General features: G+C 60.9%; 18 protein-coding genes. 2 read left to right on the top strand and 16 right to left on the bottom strand.

Annotated features, from left to right (window positions below):
- Positions 1-37 precede the first annotated feature (37 nt).
- Positions 38-2,740, top strand: coding sequence for a [protein-PII] uridylyltransferase (locus Q0V31_RS11660; protein ID WP_298187849.1), 2,703 nt, complete (start codon positions 38-40; stop codon positions 2,738-2,740).
- Positions 2,741-2,790: 50 nt separating this feature from the next.
- Here Q0V31_RS11660 and Q0V31_RS11655 read toward each other — a convergent pair whose 3' ends face one another.
- Entirely contained in the window at positions 2,791-4,683 is a 1,893-nt protein-coding gene (locus Q0V31_RS11655) for a methyl-accepting chemotaxis protein (RefSeq protein ID WP_298187848.1), read from the bottom strand.
- A gap of 275 nt (positions 4,684-4,958) precedes the next feature.
- Here Q0V31_RS11655 and dapC point away from each other — a divergent pair, with 275 nt between their 5' ends.
- Positions 4,959-6,161: a succinyldiaminopimelate transaminase gene (dapC, locus tag Q0V31_RS11650; RefSeq protein ID WP_298187847.1), complete on the top strand. Its 1,203-nt coding sequence runs from the start codon at positions 4,959-4,961 to the stop codon at positions 6,159-6,161.
- Between the two features lie 195 nt (positions 6,162-6,356).
- Here dapC and Q0V31_RS11645 read toward each other — a convergent pair whose 3' ends face one another.
- The 15 genes from Q0V31_RS11645 to Q0V31_RS11575 are packed head-to-tail and all read right to left on the bottom strand — an operon-like array spanning position 6,357 to position 15,816.
- On the bottom strand, positions 6,357-6,869 hold the full coding sequence (locus tag Q0V31_RS11645) for a DUF2514 family protein (RefSeq protein WP_298187846.1): 513 nt from the start codon (positions 6,867-6,869) through the stop codon (positions 6,357-6,359).
- Entirely contained in the window at positions 6,866-7,249 is a 384-nt protein-coding gene (locus Q0V31_RS11640) for a M15 family metallopeptidase (RefSeq protein WP_298187845.1), read from the bottom strand. The genes Q0V31_RS11645 and Q0V31_RS11640 overlap by 4 nt, the downstream gene beginning before the upstream one ends.
- A 59-nt stretch (positions 7,250-7,308) precedes the next feature.
- A complete protein-coding gene (locus Q0V31_RS11635; protein ID WP_298187844.1) occupies positions 7,309-7,584 on the bottom strand; it encodes a hypothetical protein in 276 nt (91 codons plus the stop codon).
- The gene (locus Q0V31_RS11630) at positions 7,571-7,906 is read right to left on the bottom strand and encodes a hypothetical protein (protein ID WP_298187843.1); all 336 of its coding nucleotides are present in this window, start codon (positions 7,904-7,906) and stop codon (positions 7,571-7,573) included. Before Q0V31_RS11630 ends, Q0V31_RS11635 begins: the two co-directional genes overlap by 14 nt.
- Positions 7,903-8,208: a hypothetical protein gene (locus Q0V31_RS11625; RefSeq protein WP_298187842.1), complete on the bottom strand. Its 306-nt coding sequence runs from the start codon at positions 8,206-8,208 to the stop codon at positions 7,903-7,905. Before Q0V31_RS11625 ends, Q0V31_RS11630 begins: the two co-directional genes overlap by 4 nt.
- Positions 8,208-8,921, bottom strand: coding sequence for a hypothetical protein (locus Q0V31_RS11620; protein WP_298187841.1), 714 nt, complete (start codon positions 8,919-8,921; stop codon positions 8,208-8,210). The genes Q0V31_RS11625 and Q0V31_RS11620 overlap by 1 nt, the downstream gene beginning before the upstream one ends.
- Positions 8,922-8,929: 8 nt before the next feature.
- Positions 8,930-9,394: a hypothetical protein gene (locus Q0V31_RS11615; RefSeq protein WP_298187840.1), complete on the bottom strand. Its 465-nt coding sequence runs from the start codon at positions 9,392-9,394 to the stop codon at positions 8,930-8,932.
- A 10-nt stretch (positions 9,395-9,404) separates the two neighbouring features.
- On the bottom strand, positions 9,405-9,689 hold the full coding sequence (locus Q0V31_RS11610; protein WP_298187839.1) for a hypothetical protein: 285 nt from the start codon (positions 9,687-9,689) through the stop codon (positions 9,405-9,407).
- Positions 9,682-10,263 carry a hypothetical protein gene (locus tag Q0V31_RS11605; RefSeq protein WP_298187838.1) on the bottom strand — a complete coding sequence of 194 codons (582 nt, stop codon included), beginning with the start codon at positions 10,261-10,263 and terminating at the stop codon, positions 9,682-9,684. Before Q0V31_RS11605 ends, Q0V31_RS11610 begins: the two co-directional genes overlap by 8 nt.
- A 53-nt stretch (positions 10,264-10,316) precedes the next feature.
- Complete coding sequence (locus tag Q0V31_RS11600) at positions 10,317-11,006, bottom strand: hypothetical protein (protein WP_298187836.1); 690 nt, start codon at positions 11,004-11,006, stop codon at positions 10,317-10,319.
- 8 nt (positions 11,007-11,014) lie between these two features.
- Positions 11,015-12,619 (bottom strand): hypothetical protein, encoded by a 1,605-nt coding sequence (locus Q0V31_RS11595; protein ID WP_298187834.1) that lies wholly within the window; start codon positions 12,617-12,619, stop codon positions 11,015-11,017.
- Positions 12,616-13,038: a hypothetical protein gene (locus tag Q0V31_RS11590; RefSeq protein WP_298187833.1), complete on the bottom strand. Its 423-nt coding sequence runs from the start codon at positions 13,036-13,038 to the stop codon at positions 12,616-12,618. The genes Q0V31_RS11595 and Q0V31_RS11590 overlap by 4 nt, the downstream gene beginning before the upstream one ends.
- A 1-nt stretch (position 13,039) precedes the next feature.
- Positions 13,040-14,749 carry a hypothetical protein gene (locus tag Q0V31_RS11585; RefSeq protein ID WP_298187832.1) on the bottom strand — a complete coding sequence of 570 codons (1,710 nt, stop codon included), beginning with the start codon at positions 14,747-14,749 and terminating at the stop codon, positions 13,040-13,042.
- Positions 14,749-15,249 carry a hypothetical protein gene (locus Q0V31_RS11580; RefSeq protein WP_298187831.1) on the bottom strand — a complete coding sequence of 167 codons (501 nt, stop codon included), beginning with the start codon at positions 15,247-15,249 and terminating at the stop codon, positions 14,749-14,751. Before Q0V31_RS11580 ends, Q0V31_RS11585 begins: the two co-directional genes overlap by 1 nt.
- Positions 15,250-15,306: 57 nt before the next feature.
- Positions 15,307-15,816, bottom strand: a complete 510-nt coding sequence (locus Q0V31_RS11575) for a hypothetical protein (RefSeq protein WP_298187830.1) — start codon at positions 15,814-15,816, stop codon at positions 15,307-15,309.
- Positions 15,817-15,825 lie beyond the last annotated feature (9 nt).

Here is a 15,825-nt window from a genome sequence, read left to right as displayed (position 1 = left end):
CTCACGAGTTTGCTTTATCGATAAAAGGAAGGCCGCAATGCCGCAGGTAGATCCCGAACTGTTCGATCGCGGCCAGTTCCAGGCCGAGCTGGCCCTCAAGGCCAGCCCCATTGCGGCATTCAAGAAGGCCATCCGCCACGCCCGCGAAGTGCTCGACGGGCGCTTCAAGTGCGGCCGCGACGTACGCCGCCTGATCGAAGACCGCGCCTGGTTTGTCGATCAGATCCTGCGTGAGGCATGGCTGCGCCTACCCTGGAGCGATGACGCCGACATCGCCCTGCTGGCCGTAGGCGGCTACGGCCGTGGCGAGCTGCACCCGTTCTCCGACATTGACCTGCTGATCCTGCTGGATAACGCCGACCACGAAACCTTCCGCGAACCCATCGAGAGCTTCCTTACCCTGCTCTGGGACATCGGCCTGGAAGTTGGTCAAAGCGTACGCAGCGTCGACGAGTGCGCCGAAGAAGCCCGCGCCGACCTGACAGTGATCACCAACCTGATCGAAAGCCGCACCATTGCCGGTCCGGAACGCTTGCGCCAGCGCATGCAAAGTGTCACCAGCACGGCACACATGTGGGCCAGCACCGATTTCTTTGTCGCAAAACAGGCCGAGCAACGCGCCCGCCACAGCAAATACAACAACACCGAATACAACCTGGAGCCCAACGTCAAAGGCTCGCCAGGCGGCCTGCGCGACATCCAGACCATTCTCTGGATGGCGCGCCGGCATTTCGGCATGCTCAACCTGCATGCCATGGTCGGCCAGGGCTTTTTGCTGGAAAGCGAATACGCGCTACTGGCGTCCAGCAAGGAATTTCTCTGGAAAGTCCGTTACGCCCTGCACATGCTCGCCGGCCGCGCCGAAGACCGCCTGCTGTTCGATCATCAGGTCAAAGTGGCCGAGCTGCTGGGCTTTAAGGAGCAGGACAACAAGCGCACCATCGAGCGCTTTATGCAGAAGTACTACCGCGTGGTGATGGCGATTGCCGAGCTTAGCGACCTGATCATCCAGCACTTTGACGAACAGATCCTGCGCGCTGGGGAAATCGGCCCGACCAAGGCCCTCAACAGCCGCTTTCAAGTGCGCAACGGCTACATCGAAGCCGTGCATCCGGGCGTATTCAAACGCACGCCGTTCGCCATCATGGAAATCTTCGTGGTCATGGCACAGAACCCGGAGATTGAAGGGGTCTGCGCCGACACTATCCGCCTGCTACGCGACCACCGCTACCTGATCGACGATGACTTCCGTAACGACATCCGCAACACCAGCCTGTTTATCGAGCTATTCAAGTGCAAGGAAGGTATCCACCGCAACCTGCGGCGGATGAATCGCTACGGCATTCTCGGCCTGTACCTGCCGGAGTTCGGCCTGATTGTCGGGCAGATGCAACACGACCTGTTCCACATCTACACGGTCGACGCGCACACGCTCAACGTGATCAAACACCTGCGCAAGCTGACCAAACCCGGCGTCGCCGAAAAATTCCCCCTGGCCAGCGAACTGGTCGACAAGCTGCCCAAACCGGAGCTGATCTACCTAGCCGGGATTTACCACGACATCGGCAAAGGTCGCGGCGGTGATCACTCTGAGCTGGGCGCGGTAGACGCGGCGGCGTTCTGCGAACGCCACCAACTGCCTAAATGGGACGCCAAGCTGATTGCCTGGCTGGTGCAAAGCCACCTGACCATGTCCACCACCGCGCAGCGCAAAGACCTTTCCGACCCGCAGGTGATCTCCGACTTCGCCCACCTGGTCGGCGACCAGACGCGCCTGGATTACCTCTACGTGCTGACCGTGGCCGATATCAACGCCACCAACCCGAGCCTGTGGAACTCCTGGCGCGCCAGCTTGCTGCGCCAGCTGTACACCGAGACCAAGCGTGCGCTGAACCGCGGCCTGGAAAACCCACTGGATCGTGAAGAGCAAATTCGCCTGACGCAACGCGCCGCACTGGACATTCTGGTGCGCGGCGACACCGACGCCGACATTGCCGAGCAACTCTGGGCGCAATTGGGCGATGACTACTTCCTGCGCCATACGGCCGAAGATGTGGCCTGGCATACGCTGGCAATCATTAGCCACCCCAATGACGGCAACCCGCTGGTACTGATCAAGGAAACCACCCAGCGTGAGTTTGAAGGCGGCACACAAATCTTCATTTATGCCGAAGACCAGCATGATTTCTTTGCCGTGACCGTGGCGGCCATGGCCCAGCTCAACCTGAACATCCATGACGCACGGATTCTCACCTCCACCAGCCAGTTCACCCTCGACACTTACATCGTGCTGGAAAGTGAAGGCGGCTCGATTGGCAACAACCCGGCGCGCATCAGCGAAATCCGCCAGGGCCTGATCGACGCCCTGAAAAACCCGGACGACTACCCCAGCATCATTCAGCGCCGGGTGCCGCGCCAGCTCAAGCACTTTGCCTTTGCCCCGCAGGTGACCATCCACAACGACGCCAACCGCCCGGTGACCGTACTCGAAGTGATTGCCCCGGACCGCCCCGGCCTGCTGGCGCGTATCGGGCGCATCTTCCTGGATTTCGACCTGTCGCTGCAGAACGCCAAGATCGCCACATTGGGCGAGCGGGTAGAAGACGTGTTCTTTATCACCGACGCCAACAATCAGCCGCTCTCCGACCCCGAACTGTGCGCCAACCTGCAGGCCACCATCGTGCGCAAGCTATCGGCGCCCAACCCCAGCGAAAACCAGCCGTCACGGCACATCATTTAATCCACCGCACGCCTGAGACCGGGAACACCCCGCCTCAGGCGCCCCACGACTTAGATGCGGAAGCTGTCCACCAACTGTTTGAGTCGCCCGGCCTGCTGATCGAGCTCAGTACAGGCCCGCAAACTGGCTTCCAAGTTACGCACACCATCCTGGTTCAGCACGTTGATCTCGGTGATATCCATGTTGAGGTTTTCGACCACCGAGGTTTGCTCCTCGGTCGCGGTGGCCACCGACTGGTTCATGCCATCAATCTCGGCAATGCGCAGTGTCACGCTTTGCAGGTTGTCCCCGGCTTGCTTGCCGATACGCACGCTGTCATCACTGAAGCGGCGGCTTTCCAGCATGGTGTTCACCGCGTCCTGAGCGCCCGTCTGTAGCTGCTCAATCATCTGCTGAATTTCCTGCGCCGAACTCTGGGTACGCTGCGCCAGGTTACGCACCTCGTCCGCCACCACGGCAAAACCGCGCCCTGCCTCGCCGGCACGCGCAGCCTCAATGGCCGCGTTAAGGGCCAACAAATTGGTTTGCTCGGAGATGCCCTTGATCACATCAAGAATCTGGCCGATGTCGTTGCTCTTCTGGCTCAGGGTTTCGATGTGCGAGCCAGCCACCTCGATCTTGCTCGACAAATCACTCATCGCGCCTAGGGTTTTTTCGACCATTTGCTGACCGTTCTCGGCACCTTGGCGGGCGTCACTGGCCTGACTGGAGGCATCGGCGGCGTTACGCGCGATCTCCTGCGCAGCAGCGCCCAGCTCGTTAATGGCCGCCGCCACGCTGTCGGTGCGCGCCGCCTGTTCGCTGGAGTTATTCATCGAGGCATTGGATGCCGCCACCACGGTGCGCACGCGTTCATGCACAGCGCTGGTGGTGGACGCCACTTCACGGATCGACTCGTGAATCCGCTCAACAAAGCGGTTGAATGCCACTGCCAGCTCACCAAACTCATCCTGCGAACCCACCTGCAAACGCCGGGTCAAATCCCCCTCACCTTGAGCGATATCGCCCATGGCGCGGCTCATCACATGCAGCGGCTGCAACAGAAAGCGAATCAGCAGCCCGAGCAGCAACAAAATCGCCGCGACACCAATCACCATCACCATCAACGCCGACAGGCGGAACTTCTGCAGCGCGGCATAGGCCTTGCTCTTGTCGACTGACAGGCCGACATACCAACGCACGCCCTGCAGGTCTTGTACGGGAATAAAGGTGACTATCCGCGCGGAGCCATCGGCCGCTTGCACATCCTGCAGGGTATTGCTCAGCGTCGGCTGGCTACCAGGGAACAGTTCACCCAGGCCCTTGAGCACCTGCTCGCGGTTCGAATGAACCAGCACAGTGCCTTTGTCGTCGACCAGGAAGGCATAACCCAAGCCCCCAAGGTCCAGCGAACTGAGGATGTTGTCGATGGTTTCCAGTTTCAGGTCGCCGCCCACCACCCCGACCAACGCGCCATTACGACGCACCGCACGGGTAATGGTGATCAACAAGCCATCGCGCGGGTCAGCCGCCAGATAAGGTGCGGTCAGGCCGACGCCAGAACCAGTCTGGGCCATTTTGTACCAGGGCCGCTGACGTGGGTCATAACCAGCCGGCAAGTCACTGGACGGCGACTGGGTATAGGTGCCGTCCGTTTCACCCAGGTAGGCGTATAAAAAGGACGAGGCAATACTGCGGTGTTCAAGACTTCTGCTCAGCGCGGCGGCATCACTGCTGTCCTCCACCGTTTCGCCAAGCGAGTCGAGCAGCAGAACGCGACCATTGAGCCAGTGCTGAATATTGCCCGCCGAGACATTGCCCATGTCGCGCAGGTAGTTTTCGAGGTTTTCACGAATGGCGTTGCGTTGCATATAGTCGTTGTACAAGGCGAATGAGGCGAAGGCCGCAATCACCACCAACGACGCAGCCAGCATGATCTTGTGACTGAATTTTAGGTTGCGCATTAATACTCTCGTTTAGCTGACCCACAATCGCCGCCCGGCTCTTTGTCCGGTAACCGACTGTCGGCCCAAAGCTCAGGGCGTTCACTGAAAAAAACAGCGACTACACGCCCGCATGAGCCACGGCAAGCTGCCGCGTCATCTGTTGGTTCAGGCTGAGGCCGCAGCGCCGCCATGGCGGCGGAGGATTAAGCCGTAAATCAACCCCACAGAATTCTCTAAATGCGTCTTAACGTGCTAGTGTCGCGACCTTTTAAGTATTCCAGTAGCGATCTGTCATGAACCACGCCCTCGCCCATTTACAGCCCTACCCTTTTGAGAAGTTGCGCGCCCTGCTCGGCAGCACCACAGCGCCGGCCGGCAAAAAGCCGATTGCCCTGTCGATTGGCGAGCCCAAGCACCGCTCGCCGGACTTTGTCGCCGCCGCCCTCAGTGCCAATCTCGATCAGCTCGCGGTGTACCCAACCACCCTGGGCATCCCGGCGCTGCGCGAAGCCATTGCCGCCTGGTGCAGCCGCCGCTTCAACCTACCGGTCGGGATGCTCGACCCGGCGCGCCATGTGCTGCCGGTCAACGGCACCCGCGAGGCGCTGTTTGCCTTTACCCAAACCGTGGTACAGCGTGATGTCGAATGTTTGGTGGTCAGCCCCAACCCGTTCTATCAGATCTATGAAGGTGCAGCCCTGCTTGCCGGCGCACAGCCGTACTACCTGCCGTGCCTGGAAGAACATGGCTTCAACCCGGATTTCGAGGCGGTCAGCGATGACGTCTGGCAGCGCTGCCAGATTCTCTTTCTCTGCTCGCCCGGCAACCCGACCGGCGCGCTGATCCCGCTGCAAACGCTGAAAAAATTGATCGCCCTGGCCGACAAATTCGACTTCGTGATCGCCGCCGACGAGTGCTACAGCGAGCTGTACTTCGACGAAAGCAATCCGCCAGCCGGCTTGCTCACGGCCTGCGCCGAACTGGGCCGGCATGACTTTGCGCGCTGCGTGGTGTTTCACAGTCTGTCCAAGCGCTCCAATCTGCCAGGCCTGCGTTCGGGTTTTGTCGCCGGCGACGCCGCCATTCTGAAATCTTTCCTGCTGTACCGTACCTATCACGGCTGCGCCATGCCGGTGCAAACCCAGCTGGCCAGCGCGGCCGCCTGGAGCGATGAAGAGCACGTCCGGGCTAACCGCGAGCTGTACCGCGAAAAATTTGACGCGGTGCTGGCAATTCTTCACGACGTACTCGATGTACAACGCCCGGACGGCGGGTTCTACCTGTGGGCGAGAACGCCGATAGACGATGAAACATTTACCCGCGAGCTGTTTGCCCGCGAACATGTCACCGTAGTGCCCGGTTCCTACCTGTCGCGCAGCGTCAATGGGCATAATCCAGGCGCCAATCGCGTGCGCATGGCACTGGTCGCCCCATTGGCCGAATGCGTGGCCGCCGCTGAGCGTATCCGTGATTTTGTGAAGGGCCTCGACGCATGAGCAAAACCCTGTTTGGCATCAAAGCCTGGGATGCATAAGCAAAAGCGGTAAAGCCCTTTTGTATCAATGGCTTGCGCAATAAAAAGCGCCCCGCCATGGGGCGCTTTGCACGAATTCCCGCCCCAATAAAATCAAACACTTACGGTTGTGTTTTGGGGAGGATTTAACCGCAATCACCGACCGTTCTGGTCAAGCTCACCCACCACTTAACGATTCATACTGACGCTCACACGCGCGCCCTCTTATTCCTCGGTCGTCGGCTTCTGCAGCATAGAGTTGAGCCAACGCTCCAAGCCGGCCGAGCAGCTCGGTACGCACTCTGGCTTCGGCTTCTGCTGCCTGGCTGAGCTGGGCAGTGATGGTATTGCCTGCTGCTCGGCTGCGACGTTCGGCAAGGTCGAGACGTTGCTGCAACCGCTCAAGAGCAGTGCCAGCCCGAGCAGCATCAGCCAGCGCAGTTTCAATCTGTTGTTCGGCATCTTTCTGCACCTCTTCGCTCACCGTCATGCGGCGTTTGGTTTCTTGAAGGGCGGCCAGTGTTGCAAGCCGGTCACGCTCGCTGACCTCGGCCCGGTAGCTGGCCAGCTCAGAGACAGCGCCGGACGCCTTCACTTGCGCGCCACTAACCCGCACCTGCTGCACACCAGCCACAATCAGCAACGCCAGCAGCCAGTACGCCCAAGCCGGGACCAGCCTCAGCCAGGTCATGGGTAAACCCTGCGATCAAGCTCAAAGTGCGGGCCGTCCTTGAATGAAACCCAGTCGCCGCCCCAGACAATGGCAACGTCCAGCTCCTTTGCGGCTGCCTTCATGGCTGCGGCGAGCTTGTGATAGAGCGGCCAGTCCCAGCGCACCTCAGCACCGATATACGCAACCAAGTCAACGGCGTGCCCGGTAAGGTGACGGCTGTTCATCGTCTTGCTTGCGCCCTTGGCGAAGTATTCGCGCTGCTTCTCGATAGTTCGCACGCCTTCGGTGATGCCGAAGTCCACTTCGGTGATCTCAATCGCGCGCATGACAACCCGCACTAGGTCAGGGTGCACGCGCTGCAGACGCTCAAGGCTTCTGCGGCTAAGTCGATAGGGCATACTTTTCTCCAGGCATAAAAAAGCCCGCACTTGGCGGGCGATTAAATTTCTATTGACGGCTAAGCTTGGGGGAAGTGCTCGCGGGCTAGCTCGCCTAGGTAGGCCAGTTCGCAGTGGCGCAGATCGCCTTGGCGGTCGAACCAGAACAGGGTATCGATCAGCTTCTCAGCAATCGCCCAGCGGCGTTTGGCGTTGCAGCGGTGGGCGCGACTACTCAGGGTTTCGTCGGTGTAGCCAGCTAACAGGGTGTTGGCCAGTTGGTCGAGGGCAATCAATACGCCAAGCCAGTACACGCGACGACCATAGCTTGGCGTGTAGAGGTCAAGCCGGGTCATCGGCCTGGAACCAAAGACGTGTTTGCTCCAGCCCTGCCAGCTCCAGCACCTCAAGAAACTCAGGCAGCGCCACTAAGGCAACAGTGTTATCAGCAAGCGCCCATGGCTGCGTCGTCCCTTCTGGTTTAACTTGCAGCACGGCGATGGGTTTGAGCATGCGGTCAGTATCTTTTTCACCGCCGTCGAATGTGCGACCTAGAGAACTAGTGACTTTGATAGCTGCAACTGCCTCTGCGCGGGCGGCTTTGAATGCACCCCTTGCCGCTACTGCCGCCTCGGCCTGCTTGCCCTCTGCGGTCTTTACTTGGCTCCAATCAATCATACTGGCACCTCATCAGTCGGCAATTTAACCGGCCCGTCTTGCGTTACATGGGCTGGCTCAGGAAACGCCACCGCCCGCGAAGGGTTAGGCCCGTGAGGCAGGCGTAGGGTCAAATGCAGCTCCCCGCTAATACGCTCAACAGGCCCACCAAAATGCCCCGAGTCGATAGCGTCAGCGGGAAGGGTTGCGCCCTCTGGTAGCTGGGTAAAGTCGAAGGCTTGACCGTTAAGGGTGATCACATCACCGGCAACGGAGGCTTCTAGTGCTTCGTCCAGACGTAATGGGCTTAGTTTAATAATCATTAGAACCACCTCCCGAACGCCATATACGTAAAAGGCGTAGAAACACCGCGCCCGCTGGCAATTACGCATGTGGTAGTCGTTGCATCATAAAGCACGTCATTAGCTTCGCTCGCAGCCGCCCGCGCCACCCCGGTGGGGGTAACCACTACAAAGGGTGTCGCGATAAATACTGCCGGGAACGTCTCGGTTCTCACCCCGGTCGTTGACGCGGACATGCTCGGCGTAAGTGCAGCGCAAATTTGTGTCCCGTCCGCATACCGCACGTAAGACCCATTAGCGTTACTGCCCCGCTCGATAATCGCCCCAGTCGGCACGCCGGCAAGCTGGGACACAGTGCCAACGAACCCTGAGCGCGCTACCTTCTCAAGCTGAAGACGGCTGGCGGTTGCTTGCAGCTTGCCAATCGCAGCCAGCACCGTATCCGTTGCGGCCACGTCTGCGCTTGAGGCGGTAGACAGGCCGGTCAGTAAGGCGGCACGAACAGCGGTGGGCAAGTCCTGCCAAGTCTTATCGCCGCGCCAGTATTGGGCGGTTGTGCCGGCTGCAATCGCGCCCTCCTTGTCAGCCCCCAGCAAGACAACCGAGCCGTCTGACTTCTTGAGGTAAACTTTGCCATCGGCGGTATTGATGGCCAGCTCACCTAGCGACAACTGGCCAGCAGCGGGCACAGCGGCGGCGGTTGCTGAGCGCTTATGCTTGATAATGTCAGCCATACATCACCTCAGTACGTGCCGCCGTCGATACCATCCACGAACTCAAGCGCTGTGCCGCCCGCGTTTACTTTTACAAAGCGGCCAGCCGCACCGGTAAAGCTTGCCGGCGTATCAGTGAGCGCGACGAAAGTAGTCGCACCGCTGCCGCCCATGGCTTCCATCACGAAGGTGCCGCTGCGGTAGACAAGAACTTGGCCGTTCGATGCGCCAGTGGTGTCTACATCGCTCAGCGCGTTGATGCTGGTAGCCGCTACAACGGTGCCCACAGCGGCCGTGAAGTCGGACAGATCGGCAGACGACAGGCCGTCGAGCTTATCCTTGAGCGCCTTGCCGCCGATGATGATGGGCGCGCCGTCGCTGATACGGCCGTAGTACAGATACCCACTGACCTCGGAGTAGGCCAGTTCGCCAGCAGCCAGTGAAGCCGGGGCAGATGTTGCGCTTGAGCGCTTGATGCGGATTACGTCAGCCATGTGTATTACCTCAGAAGAAACCGCCATCAGGCGAAACAGGCTGCCAGCCGGCAGCGGTGTAGACCTGCAGTTGCAAGGTCAGGGGGTTGTACCAAGTTTCATTTTCCAGCGGCGCGGGTGGCGGGTAGTCCTGCAGATAGGTGACGCCAGAGCCACCACCAGGCGCGCCGGGAGTACCTTGCGGCCCAGCCGGACCCTGCTCGCCAGCAGCTACCAACACGGCCGGCGCATGCTCAGGCTCGACAACTAGGGCGAACGCCTCAGCCGTGACCAGTACGCGCGGGCAGTCACTCATGCGTCACCTCCTGGCTGACCACTACCTCACCTTCAGCCCAGCGCGTTACGTCGCCATTGCTCATGGTCAGCTCAAGGTCATAGCGGCCTTTGGTCCATGTAATCGCGGCGGTTTCTGCGGCGGTCAGGGTGATAACGATGCGGCCATCGCCTGCGACTAGCCGTCCATTGTCCATGGACAGCTCAAGCAGCAAGGCTCCTGCCGTGTCGCGGATCATCATCCGAGCTGAAAAGCCGGTCAGATCAACCGGGGGCTGGTACACAATTAGGCCGCCGCTGGCGGTGCGCCCAATGCCGCTGATGTTATTGAGCTCCAGGGTGTTTGCATCGATGACCTTGGCCAAGCGGAAAGGCTCTCGGGCTTTGTCGCGCCCCAAGTCACCCCATCCGGTCACGCCTTCGATCCAGATCGGCCAGCTACCCACTAGGCCATGGGCAGGAACAGTGAGCAGCAGCGGCGCGCTTTGCTGGATAGCGGTGATGGGCTTGTACTGGTACGCCGGCTGCATCAGCAGCAGCGGCTTGCGCAGGGTGGCCCCCTGATTGATGCGCAGGTCTAGGCGAGCAGGCTGCATAAATTCTCCAGGCGTAAAAAAGCCCGCGCGGTGGCGGGCTGGGTCTGTGTGCGTTACGGGGCGGGCGGCTCGGAGACCGTCAGCGGGGTGGTCATAAAGAACATCGACCCGTCATCGTCGCCCCAGACTTTGTAGTAATAAGGGCTGGCGCTGGCCGGGAGTTTGCGCGACGATCCTACAGTCGTAAGCGTGGCATTAGTGTGGATGGTGCCAACGCCCAGGCCGAACTCGGCTACGCCCCCGGCCGCCATAATGCCCTCGGTGACAGGGACCGCCGCGCCGCCATTAAATCCGAGGCCTATAGATATAAGCGGGGCCCCCGCCGCGAACTGGACCTTGTGCCAGTCGCTAAACTCAACCCCTTCATAAACCCCGCTGTCTACGCAAAACCACAACTCAAAGTATTCATCATCAATGTAGTGCGCACCTGCTGGAGCCAAGACAACCCCGGCAGGGCTGCCGTTGCCCCGCAGCGGCTCTGAGCCGCCAAAGCCCGCCAGCATCCCGGCCGTGACCGAGCAATAGATCGAGCTGCCTGCTGGCCACTCTTGCGCGGTTGTGCCTTCCAGCCCTCGCGTCAGTGTGGCAGTGCCGCTCACAGCCACCGCATCCACCACTTCAAATAGAGCGCCCGAGGCATCACTGATGCACAGGCGGTAGCTGCCATCGGGTAAATCCAAGGCGGCCGAAGTATCTGCAGCGCCGAGGGTGATCGGCCGCAGCCAGTTGTTCACATAGTTCATGGTCATTCCTATAGGTAGCCGATCAGTTGCTTGCCGGGCATATCCACGCCGCGAGCGCCTTCGCCGGTCATCGGGTTGTAGGCTGATGCGGTGTAAAACGGCCGGCCATCCATTTGCAGCCGCCCAGGGGATTCAGTCGCCAGCGCGCCAACCGTGCCGCGCGGCGTAAGCAGCGGCGACACATACACGTCAGGCGTGCTGGACAGCGGCTCACGAATGGCAATGCCGGAATTTGAGGGGCCGGGGTATGCGCACAGCTGATAGCCGAACAGGTGTCGAGCGCCGACCAGAGTGGCTCCGGGCGTCTGTGCGGCGTAAGCCTTGGTGAACACCTGCGTTCCCGGCCCGCTGGTCCACGACCTGCCTGCGGTAGTAATCGTCGTGCTGCCGGTGACCGTCTGGATGTACTTCGGGTCGGCGTTGTCGCCCTGGAACTGCGTCAGAATCGTTGACCAGCCGTCGAACTCATAGTCTTGGGTGATGCTGTGCGCGCCCATGCGCAGGGTGATGCGCTGCGTCTCCTTGGTGCGCACCGTGTTGGTGTGGTCGCTGATGTAAATGGTCGGATAAACGCAGGTGTCGCCTTCAAGCGTGCCGCTGTGGCCGCCGCCGTCTTGCTCCCTAGAGCTTTCAGCGGTGCGTAGTATGTCCGCCTCGGTGTAGACAATCTGTCCATCTACATACTCAGCCGCCAGCAGCACGCCGCTATGGGTGAGGCGCCGCGTGGTCGTACCGCCCGCGATGGATTCGTTCGGCTCGTTTTCGGGCAGTGACTCCATCGCGTAAACAAAGCTGCAGGGGCCGGTCGATACAATCACCCGCTGCTTGAGGTCGTTGGTCACTGTCTCGTTAAAGCTGCCCAGGCATTGGGCCTGGCTCTTCAGCAGCTGCCAGGTTGCAACCACTTCACCGGCCGGCCCTTCGGATAGGATCACCTCAAAGAAGCTGATCGGCGTTGAGTCAGATTGCAGGTTGCTGCTCGACGGCCCCGACCGCAACTCCCGCAGATACACGGAATACACGCGGCGCGTGCCGTCAGTCGAGCGCGCCTGCTCAAACGGATCAAGCTCATACTTGCCACGGTCTTGGCTGACGGTTTGGCCGCTTTGCGAGTAGAGCGTGTCGAAGTCCACACCAAGGTCAGCATGGCTGAGCGTGGCGAATATCTGCGAATCCGTATCAGGCCAGCGCACCCGAACGCTCAGCTGTAGGTGCGTATCCGGCTCAAGGGGGTTTGGCTCCCCCACCCCGTCTATATCAATCTGCACCTGATAGGTCTTATCGCCAATGCGTGCCGGGCCTACGCCGCGACGATCAACCAAGCGCTTGCCGGCAGCCTTGGCACCAGAGGCGGCAATGGCCGGCGTTACCGGCGGGTCAGCGCGGCCAATATCCCACAGCGAAGCGTCTAGCCTTGGCCAGTACGGGTGCCACGGCATATCGCTATTCCAGCCAGGCGATGGCGGGCGGATGAATGCCGGGCGGCCGTCGCGGGGATCGATGCGCTCAATGCCGGTTTCGCCTGGCAGGCTGTAGACCAGGCCGTGGAATGGGTACGGGTCGATAGCCTCAATAATCTGCCCCAGCGGCATGTTGGCTTGCGGCTCGGTCATGGGGTTGGCGTCACTGGGGGTTCAAAGGCAAGGCCGGTGATCAGCACTTCGCGGTTATCAGCGTCGAGCAGGGTCAGAGTGTCCACCGCCTTGACGCGGAACAGGCCGGCCCCGTCGAAGGTTTCCACATACACCGGCTCAGCGCTGAACGTGCGCGACTGGGCAGCAAGCGGGCTGGCAATGGCGCCGCCCCCAGTTGCCGGCGGCGCCTGGTAATGGCCTGTGCCTGTTTGCGCTGGCAGAGCGCCACGCGGGTTCACGGTCTTCAGGGTTTGGCGGGAGCGGGGCGGCACAACTACCGCATTGATTTCATCGACCTGGCTCTTGCCGGTGCGGCGCTCGATCATGGCCTTGCCGCCAGCACGGCGACTGTCCTGCATAGCCTGGCCGCTTGCTCGGCGCTTTTGGTCGTTGGTCATATCAAAGCTCCAGCTGATCGTTAGGGATGGCCACCCGGTAAGTCGCACTCACGGCGCGCTGCAGCTCGTCGCGGTACACCGCATCAATCTCCACGCTGCTCACCGCAAAACGGCGCGGGAAGTCCTCGGCGGTCAAGTCATCCTTGGCATCCCAGTTGCCGGAGAACCCAAGGCGCGCCTCGTCATACGGCGAAATGGGGTAGCCGGTCACCGGGTCAACCAAACGGCCGCCCAACTGCGTGACCAGGCCGCCACCCTGCGACGGGATATCTGGCAGCGATGTGTCTGGAGCGGCTGGCACGACGAGCGGGTCATTCACGCCGCCGCCGCGCATCACCGCAACGCTCAAGGTGGTAATGGCCCGGCCTGAGCCGAGGTCGATATTGTGCTGTATGCGCCGGCACTTGCCGGTGGCCTTGGCGGTGTCGTCCAAGCGCAGGGTGTGCCTGAGGTCAACGGCCAAGGCCATGTCGGTCGGCGTCTGCCAGCTGATAGTGGTGCCACGATGCGCGTCCACCAGTGTGGCCTTGCCTCGATTGAGCAGGCAGCTGAGGAAGCTGACGCGGCGGCTTTCGTCGCCAAGGTCTTGCCGGATGCCTGTGCTGGTCGGCTTCCCGCTTTCCCAGTCATCGACCCGGCCGTCTTCGACTTCAAAGCTGCTCGACTCGCGCACCATCACTGGAGTGGCCGAGCCGCCAGCGGTCAGGGTGAGCGTGTAATGCTGGGTGATTGTTTGCACCCAGCGCGCAGCCCCTTTAGCTGTCGCGGACAGCCACAGATTGTCGTAAGGGTTGATCCACGGGTTACCGTCGCCGCAAGGGTCTGCCATGTTGCCCGGCAGCTTGTAGCCGCCCACGCCGCCAACAAGGCTGAGGCCTGCGCCTGTCACGGCGCTCTCGATCATATCGGTGGTGGGCAGTTCGTGGCTGTTCTGCCGCCATGTGCAGAAGCTGCCAATGCCTGACGCAACGCCCCAGCCGAACGTGGTGTTGTTCTGATACAGGCGCGAGTAGCGGTAGCTGGCCTCGATCTCGACCGTGTTAGTGCTTGCGCCCTGCGGCTGCAGATCAATCTGCACGCTTTTGTAAAGCGTGGTGCCGGGGCCAAACACGAATGCCGGCGCGGTGGCGTACCAGCTTGTGGTGCGCAGCTCGCCGGTTGCTGAGCAATCCAGCGAGGCGGTGATGGTGCTGAGCAGTTCCTCGGCATATTCCCAACGGCTTCGGCCTTCAATCGGCTCAAAGGCATCCGCCGACCAGGTGCCCGGAATCAGCGCAGTGATCTGCTCGATCGTCAGCGCTTCTACCCTGTCCTGCCGCTGGTCACTGCACTCACACGACAGAATGCGGGTGGTGCTGTCCCAGGCTGGCATTTCCAGCGTACCGGTATACAGCCGCGCGGTGGTCACCACGCCCTCACGGTTGCGGCTGATGTAATCCAGCTCAACCGGCTTGCCGGTCCAGTCCGGCGGCACAACAGGGCCAGGCGGCAGCAGCAGGCTAAAGCCCGCTACGCCGGCGGCGCCTTCTTCGCGGTCGATATCGATCAGGCCCGTGAGCAGCTGGGTCAGGTCGACACCGCCCACCAGCAGGCGCACGCGCCACACAAAGGAGATACCGCGCACCACATACACCGGCTCGGGTACAGGCGCAGCGCTTGCGCCGGCACTGCCCAGGGGTGCGGAGCCCAGTGGGCTGAAACCGATAAGCATTAGGCTTCTTCCCAGCTGATGGACCACGACTGAAAGCCACCGGCTTGGCTCTTAGCCGGCCGGCTGCAAAACACTGAATACACCGGCCACCACCACACCTGGTACATCGCCGCGCCCGGCACGGCGGTTACCGTAGCAACGCCGTCAACGGTGACCACCGCAGCATCCACCCACTGCTCACCGACCAAGGCAAACGCCCACGGCGCGTCGTCTGGACGCGGCGTGGTGGTGAGGGTGAATACCAGGCCGGCCTGCTGCATGTTGCTGGCTTGGGTGCTGCGCAGCTCAAGCGGGCCGGTGTAATCCAGGCCATCAAGGCCTGGCGGCATCCAGCCCTGAGCACTGATGGTGCCGCCCGCCTTTTCCCAGTGGGTTTGCTTGGCCAGAGCGCCGTCACTCATACGGTCCTGCGACGATCCGCCGATGGGCTGCACGGTCAAATCCGGGGCGCCAGCATGCAGCACAATCGGCACACCGCCGAGCATGAGGGGTACGGGCATTGGGGAACTCCAGGCGTAAAAAAGCCCGCTCAGCGGCGGGCTATTTCAGGGTAAAAATCAGCTTTCCGTAAGCATCGGAATTGGCATTGTCATTATTACAACCTTGGGGCTTTCTGGTCTGTCCGCCAGCTCACGGCGCCGCCAACGAGTTGCGGTTATCGCTTTCTGAAGGTCAGACGTGACGATATGAACGCGGAGCAACAAAAAGCCTTCATCAGCTTTTAGATATCCTATCTCGCATGCCTTGAACCCATGATCACTGGCTATCTGTAGCGCCTCTTCTGGACCGGGCAAAACGACAGCGCGGACAAGGGGCTCAACAACTGACAGGCCCGACTGCCCTGAGCATGCGCACTCAAGCTGATAAATGCATTCTTGCTCTTTGGCTTCTAGCTCATCGGACTGGTTACTCGGCAGCACGTGCATGCGGATGCTAAGCCCATCAAATCTGGCCATTAACGAATCAACAGCCTGGCCGGCAGCGGTAGCCGTGAGGAACGGCCCAAAGTGCGGAAGGTTTACAAACTCATGCTTTGCCTCAACCGAAAACAGATACTCGCCTATCATCGAACCCCC

The sequence above is a fragment of the uncultured Pseudomonas sp. genome (genome assembly GCF_943846705.1).
Taxonomy (GTDB): Bacteria; Pseudomonadota; Gammaproteobacteria; order Pseudomonadales; family Pseudomonadaceae; genus Aquipseudomonas.
This window is presented reverse-complemented; position numbering and strand designations above follow the sequence as displayed.